Origin of the sequence: Bradyrhizobium sp. PUT101, assembly GCF_052043945.1 — a bacterium.
Classification (GTDB): Bacteria; Pseudomonadota; Alphaproteobacteria; order Rhizobiales; family Xanthobacteraceae; genus Bradyrhizobium.
This window is the reverse complement of the sequence record NZ_CP197207.1, coordinates 1324051-1345389: the sequence shown is the minus strand read 5'-3', so window position 1 is coordinate 1345389 and position 21339 is coordinate 1324051. Positions and strand designations below refer to the sequence as shown.

Annotated in this window: 21 protein-coding genes; 17 read left to right on the top strand and 4 right to left on the bottom strand. The window is 62.3% G+C overall.

What is annotated here, in order from left to right:
- Positions 1-74 precede the first annotated feature (74 nt).
- Positions 75-953 (top strand): DUF7064 domain-containing protein, encoded by an 879-nt coding sequence (locus ACSHT2_RS06540; RefSeq protein WP_440640864.1) that lies wholly within the window; start codon positions 75-77, stop codon positions 951-953.
- Positions 954-979: 26 nt separating this feature from the next.
- Here ACSHT2_RS06540 and ACSHT2_RS06535 read toward each other — a convergent pair whose 3' ends face one another.
- Complete coding sequence (locus tag ACSHT2_RS06535) at positions 980-1846, bottom strand: MaoC/PaaZ C-terminal domain-containing protein (protein ID WP_440640863.1); 867 nt, start codon at positions 1844-1846, stop codon at positions 980-982.
- A gap of 338 nt (positions 1847-2184) precedes the next feature.
- Between ACSHT2_RS06535 and ACSHT2_RS06530 the strand changes: the two genes are divergently transcribed.
- The 5 genes from ACSHT2_RS06530 to ACSHT2_RS06510 are packed head-to-tail and all read left to right on the top strand — an operon-like array spanning position 2185 to position 6729.
- Positions 2185-3042, top strand: a complete 858-nt coding sequence (locus tag ACSHT2_RS06530) for a branched-chain amino acid ABC transporter permease (protein WP_440640862.1) — start codon at positions 2185-2187, stop codon at positions 3040-3042.
- 41 nt (positions 3043-3083) lie between these two features.
- Positions 3084-4088 (top strand): branched-chain amino acid ABC transporter permease, encoded by a 1005-nt coding sequence (locus tag ACSHT2_RS06525; protein ID WP_440640861.1) that lies wholly within the window; start codon positions 3084-3086, stop codon positions 4086-4088.
- A gap of 2 nt (positions 4089-4090) precedes the next feature.
- Positions 4091-4789 (top strand): ABC transporter ATP-binding protein, encoded by a 699-nt coding sequence (locus tag ACSHT2_RS06520; RefSeq protein WP_197968787.1) that lies wholly within the window; start codon positions 4091-4093, stop codon positions 4787-4789.
- Positions 4786-5481, top strand: coding sequence for an ABC transporter ATP-binding protein (locus tag ACSHT2_RS06515; protein ID WP_440640860.1), 696 nt, complete (start codon positions 4786-4788; stop codon positions 5479-5481). The genes ACSHT2_RS06520 and ACSHT2_RS06515 overlap by 4 nt, the downstream gene beginning before the upstream one ends.
- 36 nt (positions 5482-5517) lie before the next feature.
- A complete protein-coding gene (locus ACSHT2_RS06510) occupies positions 5518-6729 on the top strand; it encodes an ABC transporter substrate-binding protein (protein ID WP_440640859.1) in 1212 nt (403 codons plus the stop codon).
- A gap of 50 nt (positions 6730-6779) precedes the next feature.
- On the opposite strand, the gene ACSHT2_RS06505 is transcribed toward ACSHT2_RS06510, so the two are convergent.
- A complete protein-coding gene (locus ACSHT2_RS06505; RefSeq protein WP_440640858.1) occupies positions 6780-7799 on the bottom strand; it encodes a zinc-binding dehydrogenase in 1020 nt (339 codons plus the stop codon).
- 206 nt (positions 7800-8005) lie between these two features.
- Between ACSHT2_RS06505 and ACSHT2_RS06500 the strand changes: the two genes are divergently transcribed.
- The 10 genes from ACSHT2_RS06500 (at position 8006) to ACSHT2_RS06455 (ending at position 18381) form a co-directional block, all read left to right on the top strand.
- On the top strand, positions 8006-9658 hold the full coding sequence (locus ACSHT2_RS06500) for an AMP-binding protein (protein WP_440640857.1): 1653 nt from the start codon (positions 8006-8008) through the stop codon (positions 9656-9658).
- Positions 9655-10416: an SDR family NAD(P)-dependent oxidoreductase gene (locus ACSHT2_RS06495; RefSeq protein ID WP_440640856.1), complete on the top strand. Its 762-nt coding sequence runs from the start codon at positions 9655-9657 to the stop codon at positions 10414-10416. The genes ACSHT2_RS06500 and ACSHT2_RS06495 overlap by 4 nt, the downstream gene beginning before the upstream one ends.
- Before the next feature lie 10 nt (positions 10417-10426).
- The gene (locus tag ACSHT2_RS06490) at positions 10427-11221 is read left to right on the top strand and encodes an SDR family NAD(P)-dependent oxidoreductase (RefSeq protein ID WP_440640855.1); all 795 of its coding nucleotides are present in this window, start codon (positions 10427-10429) and stop codon (positions 11219-11221) included.
- 21 nt (positions 11222-11242) lie between these two features.
- Positions 11243-12487, top strand: coding sequence for an acyl-CoA dehydrogenase family protein (locus ACSHT2_RS06485; RefSeq protein ID WP_440640854.1), 1245 nt, complete (start codon positions 11243-11245; stop codon positions 12485-12487).
- Positions 12488-12492: 5 nt separating this feature from the next.
- Entirely contained in the window at positions 12493-13542 is a 1050-nt protein-coding gene (locus ACSHT2_RS06480) for a phosphotransferase family protein (RefSeq protein WP_440640853.1), read from the top strand.
- A complete protein-coding gene (locus ACSHT2_RS06475) occupies positions 13535-14215 on the top strand; it encodes a nitroreductase (RefSeq protein WP_440640852.1) in 681 nt (226 codons plus the stop codon). The genes ACSHT2_RS06480 and ACSHT2_RS06475 overlap by 8 nt, the downstream gene beginning before the upstream one ends.
- Complete coding sequence (locus tag ACSHT2_RS06470; protein WP_440642786.1) at positions 14190-15443, top strand: 3-hydroxyacyl-CoA dehydrogenase NAD-binding domain-containing protein; 1254 nt, start codon at positions 14190-14192, stop codon at positions 15441-15443. Before ACSHT2_RS06475 ends, ACSHT2_RS06470 begins: the two co-directional genes overlap by 26 nt.
- Positions 15440-16591, top strand: coding sequence for a CaiB/BaiF CoA transferase family protein (locus ACSHT2_RS06465; RefSeq protein ID WP_440640851.1), 1152 nt, complete (start codon positions 15440-15442; stop codon positions 16589-16591). The genes ACSHT2_RS06470 and ACSHT2_RS06465 overlap by 4 nt, the downstream gene beginning before the upstream one ends.
- Positions 16592-16728: 137 nt before the next feature.
- Positions 16729-17325 (top strand): histidine phosphatase family protein, encoded by a 597-nt coding sequence (locus ACSHT2_RS06460; RefSeq protein WP_440640850.1) that lies wholly within the window; start codon positions 16729-16731, stop codon positions 17323-17325.
- Between the two features lie 78 nt (positions 17326-17403).
- Positions 17404-18381: a Bug family tripartite tricarboxylate transporter substrate binding protein gene (locus ACSHT2_RS06455; RefSeq protein WP_440640849.1), complete on the top strand. Its 978-nt coding sequence runs from the start codon at positions 17404-17406 to the stop codon at positions 18379-18381.
- 29 nt (positions 18382-18410) lie between these two features.
- Here ACSHT2_RS06455 and ACSHT2_RS06450 read toward each other — a convergent pair whose 3' ends face one another.
- The gene (locus ACSHT2_RS06450) at positions 18411-19304 is read right to left on the bottom strand and encodes a MaoC/PaaZ C-terminal domain-containing protein (RefSeq protein WP_440640848.1); all 894 of its coding nucleotides are present in this window, start codon (positions 19302-19304) and stop codon (positions 18411-18413) included.
- Positions 19305-19490: 186 nt separating this feature from the next.
- Here ACSHT2_RS06450 and ACSHT2_RS06445 point away from each other — a divergent pair, with 186 nt between their 5' ends.
- Positions 19491-20672 (top strand): ABC transporter substrate-binding protein, encoded by a 1182-nt coding sequence (locus ACSHT2_RS06445; protein ID WP_440642785.1) that lies wholly within the window; start codon positions 19491-19493, stop codon positions 20670-20672.
- Positions 20673-20696: 24 nt separating this feature from the next.
- On the opposite strand, the gene ACSHT2_RS06440 is transcribed toward ACSHT2_RS06445, so the two are convergent.
- Positions 20697-21212 carry a MarR family winged helix-turn-helix transcriptional regulator gene (locus tag ACSHT2_RS06440; RefSeq protein WP_440640847.1) on the bottom strand — a complete coding sequence of 172 codons (516 nt, stop codon included), beginning with the start codon at positions 21210-21212 and terminating at the stop codon, positions 20697-20699.
- Between the last annotated feature and the right edge of the window lie 127 nt (positions 21213-21339).

The following is a 21339-nucleotide window of genomic DNA, read 5'->3' as shown; positions in this document are numbered from 1 at the left end:
ATTCGCCGGTCTCCATCTCGGAAGAGCGCATCTTCGGTCACGTCTATGTCTGTGTCCGGCCGGTTCTTGGCTGCATGCAGAACGACGTCCGCTTCATCGGCTCGGTGAGCGAAACGGAATTTGAGGCGCTCTATGTCGACACGCGCTTCCATCTTCCTGCGCCTGCGCGGTTCTCGCACCTTCACGGACCGAATGGACTGAGCGTCAAGGCGGTCAAGCCGCCCCGGGACTATTTCATCGAGTACAGCGGGCGGGACGGCGTCGAGCCGGAGATGAAGATCGTGGGCATCATGGATCCGTTCGACATCCACGATCCCCGGCAGAACCCGCTTGCAGGAGCCACCGACGAGGAGCGCCTGGCGCGGACCTCGATGGGCAGCGGCTACAAGGAACATTTCGACATGCACGGCCGCTTTACCGGCCGGCTTAGGCTGCGTGGCAAGGACTACAAGATCGACATCGTCGATCGGATGAACCACAGCTGGGGACCGCGTCCTGAACTGGAAATTCCGCCGATGAATTCGCTGTGGGCGCAGTTCGGCGAGGAACTTGGCTTCCGCTTCCACATGCACCTCGATCCCGAGAAGCTCACCGGTGTGGACCAGCGGTTCGCCCACGGGTATTTGCTCGACAAGGGAGAGGTCATGGCGATCATGAATGTCGAGATGACGACCTCGAGGCTTGGCGTCACGCCGATCGTCATCGACGCGCTCGTGACCGACCAACGCGGCCGCAAGCATCAGCTCCGTGGTGTACCGCTGACTGGCGCGCCCTGGCGGGCGTATGGCAATGCCATCTGCTGGTGCGATGGGAGCTCGACGGGCGCATTGGCCACGGCTCGGCGCAGGAGAACCATTCTCTCGCCGTGGAGGCGCGGCCGCGCGGGCGCCGGTGGACCGACAGGATACCGGCCATCACGAGCTAGACCCAGCCGGGCCAGACTTGGTCGATAGCCTGGCCATATCCTGGCGAAGGCTCGTTACCCATCAGAAATTGTGCAGTGGCCGCGGTCGAGCACGAGGGTTTGCCGCCCGACCGCCCATGCGCGAAAGCGTATGCCCTCGGGTCTCCTGAACAGCTCAACCCGAATAGTGTCGCCCGGGAATGCCGGCGAGACGAAACGCACGGCCATCGTTCGCAGGCGGTGAGGCGCGTGCGGCAGGACGAGCTTGAGGATCGCGCGGCAGGCGATGCCCAGCGTATTGAGGCCGTGGGCGATGGGACGGTCGAAGCCGGCGCGGCGCGCGAGTTTGGGATCGGCATGAATCGGCATGTAGTCGTGGCTGGCGAGCCGGTACAGCAGCGCGGCCTGTCCCGACGTGGAATAGTCGATCGCGTGATCAGGGGGATCCCGAGAAGAAAGTGTGGACAAGGCGGCCGGTACGTCTCCGAAATTCCCGCAGCCACCGTCGTCCCGCAAGAAATTGGCGGCCGTCAGGCTCGCCAAGGGCGTTCCGGTCGCGGCGTCCTCGATCTCCGTATCGAAGTATAGCACCGCGCCACGGCCGGCACCCTTGTCGGCGACCGCTCTCACCCGATGGGAGGCTCTTATCGTTGCGCCAAGGGGAAGAGAGCGATGAAGTTCGAACCGTTGCTCGCCGTGGAGTACGCGGGGCCAGTTGATCTCCATTGCCGGTTCGGCGATCCAGAGGGGCGGCCAACCGAGGGTGACGCACATGCTCGGCACGGGTCGTTGATCGCGGCCTTCGTAGATGTAAGGCAGTTCCTCTTCGTCCGTCGAGTCCATCCCCATTCCCAGGCTCAGCGCATAAAGCGCGGCGGACCGCCAGTCGTAGGTTTGGAAAATAGGCGGGAAATGGCGCGTCCTGACGTTCTCGAGGTTCATCCTATCGTCCACTGCAAGGCCGGTGATGCTAGGTGAGATTATTGGTTTATATGCGTATCGATTTGCATTCGTCAGATTGTGTTGTGCTGCGATAAATCCTCAATGCATCGCAAAAACAGCAAAGAATGCGACAAAACATCGTTTGCGAGGAACGCCAAGATATAATAAAGAAGTGTACCAGTTTAGGAGTTATCCCTTCAGCTGGGGAATATAAAGACGGTGCCGGTCCGGTTCGACAAGGCGCAAAGGGAGGCCAAATTGCGAGAGGAAGAAGGCGCGCCTTCGGCGCGGTCATTGAGCATGCGCGACGGTGTCGCCCAGCGGTCTGAGGCTTCACTTTGATCGCGCTTCTTATCGCCAATTCCTTGGCGCTCGCCTCTCTCCTGATCATGCTCGCGAGCGGTCTGGCATTGATCTACGGGTTGCGTGACGTCATCAATTTCGGACATGGCGCGCTCTATATGTTGGGTGCGTACCTTGGCTACACCGTCGCCAAGGTGACGGGGTTCTGGCTCGCGCTGCTGATCGTTCCGATCCTGCTGGCCCTCGTCGGGATCGTTTTCGAATTTCTCGTATTGCGGCCGCTCAAGAGCCGTTCACACATCGAAGTCGCGCTGGTGACGCTCGGTCTCGGTATCATTCTCGGTCAGATCATTATCTTCATCTATGGCGGCGAGGCGCGCAGCATTGATGCGCCGGCGATCCTGTCGGGATCAGTCACAGTGTTGGGCCTGTCCTATCCCGTGTACCGCGTGTTCCTGATCCTGATGGGGCTAGGGTCCTGCGTGTCGCTGGCTGTGTGGCTGAGATTCACGTCGTCGGGTCTGTTTGTCCGGGCCGTCAGCCAGGATCCTGGCGTCGCTCGCATGATGGGGATCAATTCCGATCAGCTGAGCTTGCTGGTCACCAGCCTCAGTGCGGCCTTCGCTGGAATCGCCGGCGTGCTGGCCGGTCCGTATCTGTCGATCGATCCGGGCATGGACATCGTCATGATCGTCGATTGCCTCATCATCGTGGTGATTGGCGGCACCGGGAGCATCGCGGGAGCGATCATTGCCGCTCTGCTGTTCGGCTTCGTCCAGGTTGCGGGCTCGGTATTTCTGCCGAATGTGGCAGCGCTGGTGCCCTATGTGCTGCTCATGATCGTGCTGCTGATCGCGCCCGGGGGGATCGGTCGGGGAAGGGTGTTGAATTGACCAGTGGAACCCCTGTTCAGAAGAATCTGCGTGAGGTCACGATGTTGGTGCACGCGAGTTCGTCCTTTCGTGTGCCAGCTGCGATCGTTGCAGGCGCGATCCTGATCGGCCTGGGAGGCGTGTTGCCGGGATATCTCGCGAGCGATTTCACGCTCAAGCTGGCCAATGAAGGCCTGCTTTTGGGCTTGCTCGCATTGAGTGTCGCCTTCCTGATGAGCGAGGCCGGTCTCGTGGCGCTCGGTGCGGCGAGCATTTACGGCGGCAGCGGATATCTGTTCGCGATCGCGATGAGCGAATGGGGCATGAGCCCGGGCGCTGCGATCGTCTTCGCTTTTCTCGCGGTGGTCGCATATGCGGCTGTGCTGGGCGCATTGATCGTCCGCACCAATCCGCTCGCCTTCATGATGTTGACGCTGGCTGCCGGCGAAATGATCAGGCATGTCGTGATGTTGGAAGCCGTGCACGATTATACCGGCGGCGCCGACGGCCTCGTCGTCAGCTTCAAGGGGTCGATTCTGGGCATGCAAGCGGCCGACTTCGCCAATCCGCAGCATTTCTGGCCGATCGGCTGGACCGCAGTGTGGTTGATAGGAGTGACGCTCTGGAGCGTCTCGCGGTCGAGGCTCGGCGCGACGCTGCGCGCGGTCCGTCAGAACGAGGAGCGCATGCGCTTCTCCGGGTTCAACACCTATGTCCCGCGAGTCGTTGCCTACATCCTGGTCAACGCCGTCGCTGCGGTTTCCGGCCTGCTTCACGTCCTGAACGCCGGCTTCGTGTCGCCGGAAAGCCTTGGTCTCGGGGTGAGCACGAATGCGCTGGTCGCCGCGCTCATGGGCGGCACCGCCGGATCCGTCGGGCCCTTGGCCGGCGGCCTGATCTTTGCGTTCGCGCAGGATGAGTTCGGAGCGCGGGGCGCAACGCAGTTGCTGACCGGTGCAGCGATCGTGCTCTTCATCGTGGTGTTTCCGCGCGGAGTCGTCGGCGGCCTCGTTGCGGCCGTGCGACGCGTCGTGCCGGGTATCGATCGTCCGCGAGGGAAGTCCTGAACATGCTGAAGATCGAGGGACTATCGGTCAACTATGGCTCGCTTCGAGCGCTTGCAGACGTCGATCTCGACGTGCATGACCAAGGCGTCCTGCATGGGATCATCGGCCCGAACGGAGCGGGCAAGTCCACCTTGCTCGACGCGGCCTGCGGCCGGCGGCGTCCCACCGCCGGCTTGGTTCGCTATCGGGGAGAGGACATCACAAAGCGGTCGGTGGCCTGGCGGCGACGCAATGGCATGTCGCGCTCGTTCCAGCGCACGAGCATCTTTCCCGACCTGACCGTCCGAGAGCAGCTCGAGCTGGTCGCCGCGCATCTCGGTGACGACCGCCTGGACGACATCATCCGCCTCATGGATCTAGGGTCCTATCTCGATCAGCAGGCCGGCCGGATCGCATACGGCGTGCAGCGCAGGGTCGACGTCGCCTTGGCGCTTCTCGGTCGACCCAACATCCTTCTCATGGACGAGCCGGGCGCGGGCTTGTCGGCGGTCGAAACCTTACGGCTGTTCGAGCATCTTCGCGAGCTCGTCAGCGAACAGAAGATTGTCGCCGTGGTCGTCGAGCATGATGTCGAAGCCGTGTTCGCCTGCTGTGGGATGGTCACGGTGCTCGACCTTGGACGGCATTTGGCCACCGGGACGCCAGCCGAGATCCGCAAGGATAGCCGAGTGATCGCTGCATATCTTGGGAGCGCGGCATGAGCCTGCTCCGGATCGAAGCGTTGTTCGCCGGCTACGGTGCATCGACGGTGCTGCACGGTGCCGACCTGACGATCGAAGCCGGGGAGTCGGTGGCGGTTGTGGGCCGCAACGGCGCCGGAAAATCCACTCTGTTGCTCTCCCTGTTTCGGGAAACGAACATCACCGGTGGTGCGATCTGGGTCGGCGACACCCGCATCGAGCGGATGTCAGGGTATGCGGCCGCCAAGCTGGGCATCTCGATCGCGCCCCAGGGACGCCGGCTCCTGCCGAATCTGACCGTCAGGGAAAATCTGCTTCTCGGCAAGGCGACCGGACGGGCCGGGCCATGGGATCTGCGCAGCATTTTCAAGCTGTTTCCGGTTCTGGAGGAACGGGCCGGCCAGATGGGAACGATGCTCAGCGGCGGTCAGCAGCAGATGCTGGCGATCGGCCGCGCACTGATGGCCAACCCGAACTTGCTTCTGCTCGACGAGCCCTCGGAGGGACTTTCACCGGTGCTGGTCGACGGCTTGGTCGATACCTTGATCGACATCCGCAGGGCCGGCACGGGCGTTCTAGTGGTCGAACAGCATTTGAGTCTCGTGAAACGGGCAGCCGAGCGCTTCGTGATCCTCTCCAAGGGAGAGGTTGTCGGGGCGGGGCCGATCGAACTGATCGGCGCCGCCGAAAACCAGGCGCTCATGGCCTTGTAAGGCGAGCAATCAATCATCAGAGGAGGAGGGAAACATATGAGAAGTTTCGGTCAATCTGTCCTGCGGTCGATCCAATTGGCGACGCTCGGTGCCACCTTGGGTCTGGTCGCCGGGGCGGCATCGGCGCAAGAGTCCGTGAAGGTCGGCGTCCTCTTGATCGACAGCGGTCCACTGGCTGGCCTTAAGGAAAGCCAGACCAACGCCGTCAACCTCGCGATCGAGCATGTCAACGCGGCGGGCGGCGTCATGGGAAAGAAGCTCGAGGCTGATTTCATCACCTATCCCGGCACGCCCGATACAGCGGTCGACGGCGCGACGAGAGCGATCCAGAAGAACGGAGCCGTCTTCATCACCGGCATGGACACCTCGGCCGTTTCGCCGGCGCTCGCTGCCAAGCTGCCGGCGCTGAGAGCATTGATGCTGGAGGTGTTCGCCCAGGCGGATGGCCTCACGGGGAAGGGCTGCTCGACGAACCTGTTCCGCGTCAATGTGAGCGACTCCATCATCATGGGAGCGGTCAAGGACTTCCTGAAGACGCAGGGCGTCAAGAAATGGGACATTCTTGCGCTTGACTACGCAGCCGGACGCGACGCCGCGGACAAGTTCAAGACGCTAGTCGCCGGCCTCGGCGGTTCGGTCGGAAAAGTCCTGTTCACGCCGTCCGGAACGGCCGACTTCGGCGCGAAGATCTCGGAGTTGGGCAACGATCCAGCGGAAGGGCTCTTCGTCACGATCTTCGGAAGCGATGCGATCAACCTTGCGAAGCAGCAGCAACAGTTCGGCCTGTTCAAGAAGTACAAGATGGTGCTCGGCAACTCGTTCGTGATTCCGCAGGTGCTTCCTGCGATGGGTGAAACCGTGCTGGGCGTCTATCAGCCGCTCGGCTTCGTGCCGGGTTTTCCGGGCGCGAAGGCAGAAGCGTTCGTCAAGGCGTGGAAGGAGAAGTACAACGGCCAATTGCCTCCCTATACCGCTGCCGACCAATACGCGGCGATCGAGCTGATGGCTGCTGCTCTCAACAAGGCGAAGTCAACCGATGTTAATGCCTTGCGATCCGCGCTCGAAGGCCTGAAGGCCACGACAGTTCTGGGTGATGTCGAAATCCGGGCAGGGGACCATCAAACCATACGTCCGATGGCCATCAATCAGATCGTCACCGGTTCTGACAGCAAGCCCACCTATGAGATCAAGAAGATCGAGGCCGGCTCCGATATCATCCCGGCGGTCGATCCCGCCTGCAAGATGTGACCGACGACAGAAAGCCCGCGGTGTGCAGCCGCGGGCTTTCACCAATGGTTTCAAGTCTGGAGCGAGATCTTTCCAAACTGAGACCCGGCCTCAAGGCGAGCACAGGCGGAGCGGATGTCAGCCATCTTGAAGGTCTCATCGGTGACAGGCTTGATCAGCCCGCGGTTGAAGACGTCGAGCAGCTGACGAAACTCGCCGACGCTGCCGCCCGTCGAGCCGTACACCTCAAGCTGCCGAATGAAGAGGCGCTGCAGATCCGCGGAGGGATTTGAGCCGCTCGTCGCTCCGCAGGTGACGATCCTGCCTCCCCGACGAAGCGACTTCAGAGACTCGCCCCAGCTCGACTGCCCGACGGAGTCGATCACCATGTCGACGCCGCCGCCGCTTAGTTCCAGTATTGAGCTGGAAACCGGGTCCCTGGTGTAGTTGACCCCGCCCGAGGCGCCCAGGGACATCGCACGTGCGATTTTCGCATCGCTCGAGGATGTAACGTAGACGCGAGCTCCCACGAGAAGGGCGAGTTGAAGGCAGGCGACAGCGACCCCTCCGCCGATGCCGACAATGAGAACGCTTTCGCCCGGCTGAAGTGCGCGCTTGCCGAAGATCATTCGCCACGCCGTCAGATGCCCGACCATCAGCGACCCGGCCGAGGCCAGGTCCGCTTCGTCCGGCAGCTCAAAAAAGCACCGATTGGGCATGGCAACATATTGGGCGAAGCCGCCATGGCGATGCTCTCCCATCAATCGCGCGCTGACGCAGAGCGGCTGGTCGCCGGCCTCGCAATAGCGGCACTTGCCGCAGAATGCGACGGAGTAGAGGATCGCCTTTGCGCCCTTGCGCAATCCGCTGCCGGGCTCGGTCTCGACGATTTCGCCTACGGCCTCCACGCCGAGGACCTGCGGGAGCGTATGCGTAATGCCAGTGCCGTTGTCGCGCATGTAGAGATCCACGCGATTGAGCGACGATGCGACAACCTTCAGGATCGACTCGCCCGGCTTCGGAGCGGGGTCAGGAAACTCGCGCCAGCTCAGGCCATCTGCTCCGCGTCGCTCTAGAACTGCTGCCTTCATTCGCGTCTTCCCTGTCCGGCTTTCGAGATCTTCTTCGCATTAGGATGCTAGTGTACCAGAAATGAAAGCACGAAAGTGACGTCGCCGTCATAATAACCGCTGTTGCGCGGAATATTCACACTTGCGCGCCGAAGAAAAAATAGTAAACTAGCACATCAAATAAACCCGTAGTCGCGGGGGCCTCGGTTTGGCTCAGGGAGGACAGCATGGGGTTCGATGCAGCGAAGCATGCGCAGTCGATGCGATCGCAGGGCTTCTGGATTGACAAGAATTTCGACGAGTTTCTCCAGGCCAGCGTGTCCTCGACGCCGGACAAGCTTGCGCTGCTGGCTTACCGGGCGGATCGTCCCAATGAGCCGGTCCGGCTCTCTTATCGTGAGTTGGCGGACCGGATCGCGCGCGCGGCGGCTTCGCTGAAGCGGCTGGGGATTGGGCGGGGCGACGTGGTCTCCGTGCAACTGCCAAACTGGTGGGAGTCCGCCGTCATCGCCCTGGCTGCGTTTCGGGTCGGCGCTGTCGTCAACCCCCTGATGCCGATCTTTCGCGAGCATGAACTCAACTACATGCTGGGATTTGCCGAGACCAAGCTGCTGGTCGTCCCCAAGTCGTTCCGGGGCTTCGATCATGAGGAAATGGCGCAGGCCCTGAAGGCGGCGCAGCCGAAGCTCGAGCATGTGATCGTCGTCGACGGAATGGGGACCAACAGCTTCCGTCAAGCGCTGCTCGCAACGGATGAGCGCCTCGAAGCGCCTCCTCCAGGTGAAATCGGCGCGCTTCCGCCCGATCAGATGGCGGTCCTGATGTTCACGTCGGGAACGACAGGATCTCCCAAAGGCGTTATGCACTGCTTGAATACCCTCCTGGCATGCAACATCGCCCTCGCGGGACGATTTGGTCTGGGCAGCGACGATACGATGCTCGTGTGCTCGCCTCTCGGGCACATGACCGGTTTTGCTGCGGGGATGTTGCTTGGTCTGAAGATCGGTGCGTCAGTGATCTTCCAGGATGTCTGGGAACCGTCACGCGGTGTGTCGATCATGTCGGAGAACGGCGTTACCTATTCGGCGGGTGCCGCCACGTTCCTGGCCGACATGTGTGAGGCGGTCGGGGCGGGGGCACCAAAACCGGAGAAGCTGCGAAAGTTCCTTTGTGCCGGCGCGCCCATTCCTCCTGCCTTGATTGATCGCGTCTATCGCGAGCTCAATCTGAAGGTCTGTTCGCTCTGGGGGATGACGGAATCACTGTCGAGTACGTTGACCGAACCCGAGCGGGCACTCGAGAAATCCTCCAAGACCGATGGTCGTCCCTTGGATGGCGTCGAAGTGAAAATCGTGCGGCCGGATGGCTCTTCCGCTCCTGTCGGAGAGACGGGGCCGCTCAAGGTTCGCGGTGCGCAGATGTGCCTTGGCTATTACAAGCGCGAGGACCTCGATCCCTTCGATGCGGAAGGCTGGTTCGACACCGGTGATCTGGCTTTCATGGACGACGAAGGCTATATCCGCATCAACGGGCGCTCCAAGGATATCATCATCCGTGGCGGCGAGAACGTGCCGGTCCTCGAAATCGAAAACCTCCTGTTCAAACATCCATCGGTGCTGTCGGCCTCGATCGTCGGATATCCGGACGAGCGGCTGGGTGAAAAGGCCTGTGCGTTCGTCGTCCTGCGGCCGGGGCAGACTCTCGATCTTCCCGGTCTTCAGGCCTACATGGCCGGAAACAAGGTCGCAAAACAGTACTGGCCCGAGCGCATCATTTTCATCGACGATCTGCCGCGCACGCCCGCCGGCAAAGTTCAGAAATTCCTGCTGAAGGAAAAAGCGAAGGAGTTCGTAGACGACGCTCAGAAGGCGAGTGCATGAGCGGGCGCTTCTCGGGCCGCGTCTGCGTCGTGACCGGGGCGGCACGGGGCATCGGGTTGGCCATTGCCGAGCGCCTTGGAAGCGAGGGAGCGCACCTCGCCTGCGTCGATGTCAGCGCGCACAGGTTGGGACCCGCGGTCGAGGAGCTGCAGTCCAAGGGCTTCCAAGCCCGGGCCTACGCGGCCGATGTCGGAAAGCGCGACGAGGTTCATGCCGCATTTGAGGCGATCCAGCGAGACTTTGCATCGCCGATTGCGTCGCTGATCAACAACGCTGTGTTCGCCAGGTTTCAGCCGCTCGATCAGATCGATGCCGAGACTGCCGAGAAGATGATCGGGGTCGGCCTGCTTGGCCTGATCTGGACCACACAGGCGGCTGTCCCGCAAATGTTGCAGCGGGGCGGAGGATCGATCGTCAATCTGAGCTCGATCGCAGCCGAGCACCCGACCAAGGATGCCATCGCCTATGCCGCGGTGAAAGCCGGGGTGGTCGGGCTGACGCGAGCGTCGGCCGTCGAGCTCTGCGCGCACAACATCCGCGTCAATGCGATCGCGCCGGGAATGATCGGAACCCCTGCCTCGATCGCCCAATACGACGACACGACGATCGCCAAGAGGCGTGGCGAGATGCCGATGGGCCGCTTCGGTGAGCCGGAGGAGATCGCGGCGCTGGCCGCTTTTCTTGCCAGCGACGAGGCGAGTTACGTCCAGGGAGCGTCGGTCACGGCCGACGGCGGATGGACTGTTCCCAGCAGATAGGAGCGCCACGATGAAGCGGCTGGAGGGCAAACGTGCGGTGGTCACCGGTGGCGGCAGCGGTATCGGGCGCGCCAGCGCCATTCGTTTCGCGCACGAGGGCGCCTCGGTACTGGTCGTCGGGCGGGCCGGCAATGCGGAAGAGACCGCGGCGTTCATCAATGCAGGTGGCGGAAAGGCAGCGGCGATGATCACGGACGCCTCCGTCGAGGCGAACGTCGAAGCCATCGTGTCGCGGTGCGTTTCCGATCTCGGCGGACTTGAGGTCTTCTTCGCCAATATCGGCGTGACCGGAACAAACACGCCGCTGCTCGAGCAGACAACGGAGGAATGGAGCGAAGTCTACCGGATCAACACCATCAGTTGTTTCCTGGCGATCAAGTACGCGGGCAGGCACATGGTGACGCAGGGCTATGGATCGATCATCCTGACGTCGTCGGCGGCATCTCTGCGCGCAAATGCCGGCGCAATCTCCTACAGCGCCAGCAAGGCGGCCGTGAACAATCTCGCGCAGACCGCCGCCAACGCCCTTGCCGGAACGGGCGTGCGCGTGAATGCCGTATTGCCGGGACTCGTGGAGACCAAACTGACCAGCAAGGTCTTCGAAGATGCGCGGTCGCGCGGCATCGAGGCCAAGCTCGGTCACGTCACGCCGCTGAAGCGCCCCGGGCGCGCGGAGGAGATCGCGGCCGCGGCCGCGTTCCTGGCGAGCGACGACTCATCCTATGTCGACGGCCAGTTGCTGTCGGTCGACGGGGGCGTCAGCAGCACGCATCCATACGGGCGGATCGCACTCCCGAACAAATAACAAAAAGGAAGGAAGCAGGCCGTGGATTTCGAATTGCCGCAGGAGATTACAGACAAGCTCGCGGAGCTTGATGCTTTCATCGAGGACGAGATCAAGCCCCTTGAACGCGACAACATGCAGTTCTTCGACCATCGCCGCGAGAATGCGCGGACCGATTGGGACGACGATGGCCGGCCCCGCGCCGAGTGGCGCGCGTTGATCAGCGAGATGGAACGCAGAGCGGACAAGGCAGGGCATCTGCGCTACGGGCTGCCCAAATCCTGCGGCGGGCAGGCCGCTTCCAACCTGGCGATCGCCGCCATTCGCGAGCACCTCGCGGCGCGCGGGCTCGGACTGCACAACGATCTGCAGGATGAATCCTCGATCGTAGGCAACTTTCCGATCATCCCCGCGCTCGCCGATTACGGCAGCGAGGAGCAGAAGACCTATGTCGAAGGGATCATCACCGGCAAGAAGCATCTGTCCTTCGGCCTGACCGAGCCCGGACACGGCAGCGACGCAACCTGGCTGGAAACCAACGCTGTGAAAGACGGTGCGCACTGGGTCATCAACGGGCGCAAGCGCTGGAACAGCCAGGTTGCGAGGGCCCATGCCAATCTGATCTTCGCGCGAACGTCGGGAAAGCCAGGCGATGCCAAGGGCATCACCGCGTTCATCGTCCCGACCGACGCGCCTGGCCACAATGTTCTTTACAACCATTGGACGTTCAATATGCCGAGCGATCACGCGGAGACGGAGCTGAAGGACGTACGCGTGCCCGACAGCGCAATCCTTCACAAGGAGGGTGAAGGGCTGGTCGTCGCTCAGCGCTTTGTGCACGAGAACAGGATTCGGCAGGCGGCCGCCAGCGCCGGCGCTGCGCGCTACTGCATCCAGGAAACGGTCAAATACGCCAACAAGAGAGAGGTCTTCGGCGAGCCCCTCGCCAAGAAGCAGGCGGTTCAATTCCCGCTCGTTGAGCTGTGGGCGGAATACCAGATGGTGCGGAACTTCATCTTCCGCACGGCCTGGCAGATGGACAGGCAGAATCCGCTGCAGATTAGCGACATGGTTTCGATCTGCAATTTCCGCGCAAATCGCCTCTGCTGCGAGGCGGCGGACCGTGCCATGCAAGTCCATGGCGGCATGGGATACAGCCGTGCCCTGCCGTTCGAGCACATCTATCGTCACCATCGTCGCTACCGGATCACGGAGGGGACCGAAGAGGTCCAGATGCGGCGCGTGGCCCAATACTTATTCGGCTTCAGCGGCAAGCGCGCGAGCTGACCGGCATGGGCGCGACAGCCGCAGATCGCAATGTCGATTTCGATATCGCTCGTCTGGACGACTACCTGAGGTCCTGGCTCGGCGGCGCCGCTCGCACCCAAGTCGAGCGGACCAGCGGCGGCATGTCCAATCCGACCTATTTCGTCACGCGGGGCGATTGGCGGGGGGTGCTGAGGAAGCAGCCGGGGAGTGTCCTCATGCCCTCGGCGCACGCCATCGACCGTGAATATCGGGTGCTGACCGCATTGCAGGGCAGTGACGTGAAGGCGCCCAAGCCCTACCGTTACTGCGAGGACCGCGAGGTCCTCGGCACGCCGTTCTATCTGATGGAGTGGTTGGATGGGCGCGTCTTTCAGGAATTTGCCCTGAACGGCCTGACTCCGGCCGAACGTACCGAATGTTATCGATCTATGTGCGCGACGCTGGCCGCGATCCATCGTCTCGACTACCAGAAGCTCGGGCTTGGCGATTTCGGACGGCCGGGAAACTACTTCGCTCGCCAGTTCACGCGTTGGTCGTCGCAATGGCAGCAGTTCCGGCGCGGTGACGACGATAATCCGGACCTGGACAAGATCGTCAGGTGGCTGGGAGAGCGCGTTCCGGAGAGCCAGACACTTGCGCTATGCCACGGCGACTTCCGCATCGCCAATGTGATGTTCGGCGCAAGGGAGCCGCGTGTCATCGGCGTCCTTGACTGGGAGCTGTCGACGCTGGGTCATCCCCTGGTCGATCTGGCATTCAACAGTCAGGCCTATCAGATGGCGCCCGACGAGAACGGTGGCCTGCTCGGCCTTCCACTGGAGGAACTGGGGATTCCTCCCGAGCAGGACTATCTCGAGCGCTACTATGAATTGGCGGGCGCACGGGAGCAGTTGGGGCGGTTTCACCAGGTGTTCGCGATGTTCCGCGGAGCCGTCGGGAGCGCGGGCGTCGCCGTACGCGGTGATCAGGGCAACAACGTCTTGCCTGACGCGGCGCGGATTGGACGCAAGCTTGCGCGTGCCTATGCCAAGAGAGGGCTCGACTTGATCGAGGAGGGCGGCGACCGTGAGTGAACAAGGCGCCATGAGCGTTGAGGAAGCGATCCGGACGAGGCGCTCGGTTCGGGGATTTCTCCAGCGCGAGATTCCCGACGATGTCCTCCACAAGATTTTTGAACTGGCGCAGTGGTCGCCGTCGAACTGCAATGTTCAGCCCTGGTCGCCCCACGTCGTCTCGGGGCAAACATTGAAGCGGCTGCGTGAGGCGCTGACGTCGGCAGGGATGCGCGACGAACCGATCAAGCCGGACTGGCCTGCCGACGGCGTGTTCACCGGCATCTATCGCGAGCGTCAGGTCGATGCCGCGAGGACGTTGTACGGAGCCATGGGTGTCGAGCGTCACGACGCGGTCGGCCGGAAGATGGCCTATATCCGAAACCACGCCTTCTTTGACGCGCCACATGCGGTGTTCATCTTCATGTCCGAGCCGTTCGATACGCGTGAGGCGACCGATATCGGCATGTATGCGCAGAGCGTGATGCTTCTGCTGACGGCGTATGGAATTGCGTCCTGCGCGCAAGGGGCTCTCGGCCTGTTTCCGGATGTGGTTCGCGAACATCTCGGGGTGCCCTCGAACTTGAAATTGCTATTTGGAATATCGTTCGGATACGAAGACCCAGACGTGAAAGCGAACACGGCTCGTGTCGGCCGCGCTGAGATCAATGATGTGGTCCAATTCCATGACTGATAGGGCGAACCCGGTTGGGATCGTCGGAGCGGGCCTCATGGGGTGCGGCATCGCTCAGGCCATCGCGGCTGCCGGGCGGCAGGTCGTCCTTTGCGCGAGGAGTGCGGACCGAGCCTCGGACACGACAGCGCGCATCCGAACGTCGGTCGAGCGTCAGGTCAGCCGGGGCCGGATGTCGGAGGACGAAAGCCGTCGGATTTTGCACCTGATCGCAATCAAGCCCTTCACGCCGCAAGAGTTGGTCCGATGCGGCCTTGTCATTGAGAGCGTGGCAGAAGATCGGTCCACGAAAGAGGGCGTGCTGCAGCAGATCGAGCAGGCGGTCACAACCGACTCGGTCGTGGCGACCAATACGTCGGGGCTCGCGGTGTCGGGTCTTGCTACGGCGCTGCGCTGTCCGGAGCGGTTCCTGGGATTGCACTTCTTCTCCCCCGCCGAACGCATGCCCCTGGTCGAGGTCGTCCGAGGGAAGCGAACCTTGGAGCCTGCCTTGCAGGACGGTCTTGCCTTCGTGAAGGCGATCGGCAGGGTGCCGATCGTCGTCCGCGATGGTCCGTCCTTTTTCGCGACACGCGTCTTCGCCGCTTATCTCGACGAGGCGGTCTGCATGCTGCAGGAGGGCGTCGAAGCCGAACGCATCGAAATGGCCTCGATCGCCGCCGGTCGCGCGATCGGCCCGTTGGCAACTCTGGACGAGACCGGGATCGCGCTGAATTTGCAGCAGGCAAGGCAAGCCCGCGCCGACGGCCAGCAAGCCCGCTTCTGTCGGCCTTTGGCCGAACCGGTGCTCAAAGTTCTGGTCGAGAGCGGTCGATGCGGTCGCGGTCGTGGCGGCGGTTTTTACGATTGGCCGGCAAGCGGCGAACGCAAGCTATGGGCCGGTCTCGTTTCGCTCTATCCGCGAGCAGACGGCCAGCCCGACGCGCGAACTGTGAAACTGCGTCTGCTCGCCGCCGAAGCGCGCGAGGCCATGCGCTGTCTCGAGGAGGGGACCATCTCCAGCGCGGATGACGCCGATACGGCCTCTGTTCTCGGTCTCGGATTTCCAAAATCTTCGGGAGGGATTGCGAGCTGGATCGAGACATTCGGCATCAACGAATTCGTCGAACTATGCGGTCGGTTCGCGGTTGCCCATGGCGAGCGGTTTGCGCCGAGCCCGTGGCTGCGCGAACTCGCGCGCGGTGGCGCTGGATTATCGAAATATCGAAAGACGGAGAGTGAATCGTGACGGGCCCGCTCGATGGTTTTCGTGTCGTTGAAATGGGAGGCATCGGCCCCGCGCCGTTCGCTTGCGCGCTGCTGGGAGATCTTGGAGCCGATGTGTTGCGGATCGATCGCATTCTCAAGCCGGGAAGCGAGCCGGAATTGCCGCCGCAGTTCGATTTCTACAATCGGAGCAAGCGCTCGATTGCGTTGGACGTGAAGAAGCCGGAGGCGGTCGCGACCATCCTCAAGTTGTTGGAGCAGGCGGACATCCTCGTAGAGGGCTTCCGGCCGGGCGTGATGGAACGACTGGGGCTGGGGCCAGCGGCATGCCATGCCGCCAATGCGTCGCTGATCTACGCACGCATGACGGGCTGGGGGCAGTCCGGACCGCTGGCGAAGGAGGCCGGTCACGACATCAATTACCTGGCGCTGACGGGCGCGCTGCACTGCCTCGGTGATGATGATCGGCCGCCGCCGCCGCCGCTCAACCTGGTGGCCGATCTGGGCGGAGGCGCTCTTTATCTCGTCGTCGGCGTGCTGGCGGCGGCATGGGAAGCGAAGCGATCGGGGCGAGGACAAACGATCGACGTCGCCATGATCGATGGGGTCACCCATCTCATGTCGGCATTCCAGGCGTTTCGCCAACAGGGCACATGGTCGGAGAAACGTGCGGACAACATCGTGGATGGCGGTGCGCCGTTCTACCGTACCTATGAGACCAAAGACGGGAAGTACGTCGCGGTCGGGGCTATCGAACCGCACTTCTACGCCAATCTCGTCGAGGTCATGGGCCTGGATCCGCCGCAGATGCCCGCACAGAACGATCGATCGGCATGGCCCATGATGCGCAGCGTGTTCGCGCGCGTTTTCGCGTCGCGGACGAGGGACGAATGGGTCGCGGCCGCCAGCGGACGTGACGCCTGCCTTTCTCCGGTACTGACCATGGACGAAGCGCCGTCGCACCCGCAGATGAAGACGCGCGACGTTTACGCCATGTTTGACGGTGTCCGCCATCCAAGTCCGGCGCCCCGGTTTTCGCGCACCGTATCCGAACTCGCGCGACCGGCGTCGCGCCACGGCGCGGATGGCCACGCAGCCTTGGCGGACTGGGGGATTTCCCCGGGGGACCGTCAGGCTTTGGTGGCCGCCGGCGCGATGGCTGATCCCTGAAACGATGCTGATTTTCGCAATGAAAGGTTCCGCTGGCAGGCCGGTATGCCTGCTCTCCTGTGACTTGGCCGCCGCTTGATTGCGGCGGCCGATTTTCGGAGCGAAACCTGCCGATGCGCTTCGAGCGGAGAACGAACATGGCTGAAACGCTTCTGGGTGCGACCCGCCTCATTCTCGTCAGGCACGGTGAGCCGGACGAGGGGAATCCGCTGGATCCCGGGGATCCTGCCTTGACCAGGGAGGGGGCTTTGCAGGCGCGCCGTGTGGCCGAATTGCTCGCCGGCGAGGGCATCGATCGGATCGTGTCGAGCCCGCAGCGGCGGGCGCGTCTGACGGCGCACCCATTGGCGTCCCTGACTGATCTGCCCATTGAAATTGTCGAGGGGCTTGCCGAGGTCGACTTGCACACCGACCGTTACCGCTCGCCCGAGACCATCAAGCGCGAGTATCCGGAGCGATGGACGGAGTTCCTGGCATCGCCCGCTGCTTTCTTCGGAAAGGATGAGGCCGAATTCAATGCCACGGTACTTCGCGCGTGCGAGCAACTGCTGGCTTCGCGAGCGCGCGTCATCGCGGTCTTCAGCCACGGTACGCCGGTCAAGGTTCTGGTGCAGCACGCCCTCAGGCTCGAGAGTCGGAGCAAGTTGCGGATCGGTCATTGTTCCCTAACGCGCATATCCGGTACGACGCTTGCCGATCTGGCGGTTGAATGCATCAACGACGAATATCGCTAGTGTGGCATCCGCTGGCCACGAGCCGTGCGGCGGAGCAATGTCGCCTGTGTTGAAGCTGTCCCCTCGGAGCCGTCTTTCATGACAATTCGCATGCTCGCAATTACCTGTCTTGCCTTAGCCGTGAGTTCCACGACGATTACTGCGCAAAGCGCCTCCGCGGAGACGTTTCCTTCGCGGCGCGTGACCTTGACGGTGCCGTTTCCGGCCGGCAGCGCGACCGACGGCGTAACCAGGCACCTCGCCGAGAGCATCCAGAACCAGGCCGGCGTGACGGTCCTGGTGGAGAACAAGCCCGGCGCCGACGGCAATCTCGCGGCGCTGTCGGTGCTGAAGGCGGACGCGGACGGCTACAGCGTGTTTGTCACCACGAACTCGACCCATGCCGCCAACGTCAATCTGTTCAATGCGATGCCGTTCGACCCCAAGGCGGATTTTGCGCCGGTTGCGGGCGTCATGAGCATTCCATTGCTGCTCACCGTCAAGAACGACTTCCCGGCGCGAACCGTCGCAGAATTCGTCGCACTCGCAAAGACGCGCGCGCAGCCCTTGTCCTTCGGCAGCGGAAACACATCGAGCAGGGGCGCCGCGGAACTGTTTCGCTATGACGCCGGCATCCAGATGCAGCACGTGCCCTATCGCGGCATGCCGCAAGCGCTGACGGATTTGCTGAGCGGTCAGATCGATTGTGTTTTCGCCGACCCAGCGAGTGCCCAAGGGTTGATTCAGGATCACCAGCTTCGGGTGCTCGCCGTCACCAGCGGAGAGAGGATTGCGAGCCTCCCGGATGCGCCTACGATGAGGGAGATTGGACTGCAGGGATCGGAGCTGACCGCCTGGGTCGGCGTGTTCGTGCGGTCGGGGACGCCGCCTGATGTCGTCGATCGACTCAACCGTCTTGTGGCCGCGTTTCTGGAGAGCGCGGAGACACGCGCCTATCTGGAATCGGTTGGCGCCAAGCCGTTCCTGACGACGCCGTCAGAACTCGGCGCGTTCGCCGACGCGGACACCAGGCGATGGGCGCAGATCGTGGAAATCGCGAAGATCGAAAAGAAGTAATTTGGCGAGCGGTCGCGCGTGGAGCGGCCTCACATCGTCAAGCGAGCCGTGCCGCGATCGAGCACGACGAGGTTGCGCTCAACCGCAATCGAGCGAAAGCGGATTTCGTCGCCGGAGGGGAAAAACTCGGTGCGGATTGTCTCGCCCGGGAATACGGGGCGGCTGAAGCGAGCTGAAAGCGATTGGAGCCGCTCCGGAGCGTTGCCGGCAAAAGCAGACAGGATGGCACGGGTCGCGACCCCGAATGTGCAGAGGCCGTGCAGGATGGGCCGTTCGAACCCCGCCTTGCGGGCAGCCTCCGGATCGGCGTGAATGGGGTTGTAGTCGCCACTGAGCCGGTAGATCAGCGCCGACTGCGGCAGCATCGGAATTTCCAGTGTGAGCGTCGGCGGACTGCCCGGCAGCGGCCCGGCGGACTGGCCCGGGTCGCCAAAGCCGCCGCAGCCGCCATCGCCGCGAAGGAATAGCACCGAGCGGACGGTTGCGAGGCGTGTTCCCGTCGCTGCGTCGCTCAGGGTTTTCACGAGGTGAAGAATGGCTCCTTTGTCCACGCCCTTGTCCTCGACCGCGGCAATTTGATAGTCGCCCTTGACGGAGCCTTCGGGCGGAATCGGGTGGTGAATCTCGAAAGTCTGCTCTCCGTGCAGCAGCCTGATCCAGTCGATGGCCAGTTCGGGCGCTGCGACCCAACGGCCAGGATGCGCAAGAACGCAGCAAATCGACGGGACGGCCAGGAGCCTGTCTTCGAGCAGGAAACGCAATTGATTGGGATCGAGCGCATCGGAGCCGAAGCCGAGACCGAGTGCGTACAGGATCGTGTCGCGGCGGCTGAAGTCTTGGGAGACGGAGTTGAAGCGGAAATTGCGGACGGCTTCCAAGTTCACGTGATGCTCCGGATTGCGCAGGTTGGCAGTTGCTTCCAAGAAAGGCTCCTTATAGTACGATAGTGTACTAAATAAAATGGCTGATGTAAGTGCGCTGCGGATGGGAGCAATGTCATGCGAGGCCTCGATCAACGGTCGGTGCCGGGCGCACCGTCATGGGACGCGACCGTCGGAACGAAAGCCCGAACCTTCGGACGAAATCTCCTACCTGCCGTCTGCATCGCGATGGCCACGATCGTTTCCTGCGGGTGGGTCTTGGCTGCTGACAAGAGATACGGACCCGGCGTCAGCGACACCGAGATCAAGATCGGAAACACGTCGCCCTACAGTGGACCGGCGTCTGCCTTCAGCATGGTCGCCAAGACGGAGGCGGCCTATTTCAGGAAAATCAATGAGGAAGGTGGTATCAACGGCCGCAAGATCACGTTTCTGTCGTATGACGACGGCTACTCGCCGCCCAAGACCGTCGAGCAGACGCGCCGGCTGGTCGAGAGCGACGAGGTGCTGTTGGTGTTCAACGCCATGGGAACGGCAACGAACTCCGCCGCTCAGAAGTACCTTAACGCGAAGAAAGTGCCGCAACTGTTCGTGTCGAGCGGAGCTGCGAAGTGGAACGATCCCAGGAATTTCCCGTGGACGATCGGATTCACGCCCAGCTACGAGACCGAGGCGGAATTCTACGCCAAGTATCTTCTGGAACATCGGCCCGAGGCAAGGATCGCGATCCTGTTTCAGAACGATGATCTCGGCAGGGACTACGTTCGGGGACTGAAGCGAGGGCTAGGCCTGAAAGCGCAATCGATGATCGTCACTGAAGAGCCATTCGACGTATCGGAGCCGACCATTGACTCTCATCTCGTCAAGCTGAAGGCGACTGGCGCCGACGTGCTGCTCGACGTCGCAACGCCGAAGTTCGCCGCCCAAGTCCTCAAGCGGATGGCGGAAATCGGCTGGCGGCCGTTGCACATTCTGAGCTACGTATCGGCCTCAATCGGGAGCGTGATCAAGCCAGCGGGCATCGAGACCGCTCAGGGCGCGATTTCCGCGGCTTATTTCAAGGATCCGAACGACCCAGCGTGGAAAGCCGACGCCGGGTTTGTCGCATTCAGTGAATTCGTGGACCAGTATCTTCCTGCCGCGGACCGCAGCGATACGTTGATCGTCAACGGCTACAATACGGCACAGGCACTGGTTCATGTGCTGAAGCAGTGCGGCGATGATCTCTCGCGAGAGGACGTCATGAGCGTTGCGGCAAATCTCAAGGATGTCGAGCTGGGGATGCTGTTGCCCGGAATTCGCCTGCATACGTCGCCCGACGACTTCGCTCCCATCAAGGACTGGCGGTTGATGCGGTTCGAAGGATCGACATGGCATCTTCTCGATGCTGACAGTAATAAGCCACGCTAGGCCGGCGCCGGGCTCGAGGGGAGACTAGGCGGCGCGCCGCCGCCGTCGCGGCTTCGGCTTGGTGACCGGCTCCTCCTTTGTTCCGTTGGACGCGTTGACGTCAGACAAGGCGAGCAGGTTGTGCTTCATGGCCAGCAGGGCGTGGGAGGCGGCTTCCAGTTCCTTGCGGTCGATGCCTTTGGCAATGCTGGCGTTGAACTTGTCGGTCTCCTTGCGGATTCGTTCGAGGAAGCCCTTGGCTTGCTTGGTCACGAAGACGCGCTTGACACGCCGGTCGACCGGATCGGGGTGACGGACCACAAATCCCGACGATTCCAAGCGGTCGATCAGGGCACCCACCGCAACCTTGCCGACATCGAGCTCGTTGGCCAACTGGACCTGGGGCAGGCCGTCCTTGCGGGAAATGAACGCCAGCACCCACCATTGCGAACGGGTAATTCCGAGCGGCGCAAGGGCGCGATCGAACATCATCCTCCTCAGTCGCGACACGTCATGAATGAGGTATCCGAGTCGCAGATCCCAGGCCGGCTGATCAACCATCCAGTGTCCCTTGGAGCAGGCCCGATGGGACCGTTGAGCTCATACCATACACTAGCGTATTTTAACGGGCGATCAAGAAACGGCCCTCAGCCCTCCAGGGCCAGGCCGGAGGGTATAGCGATGCGCG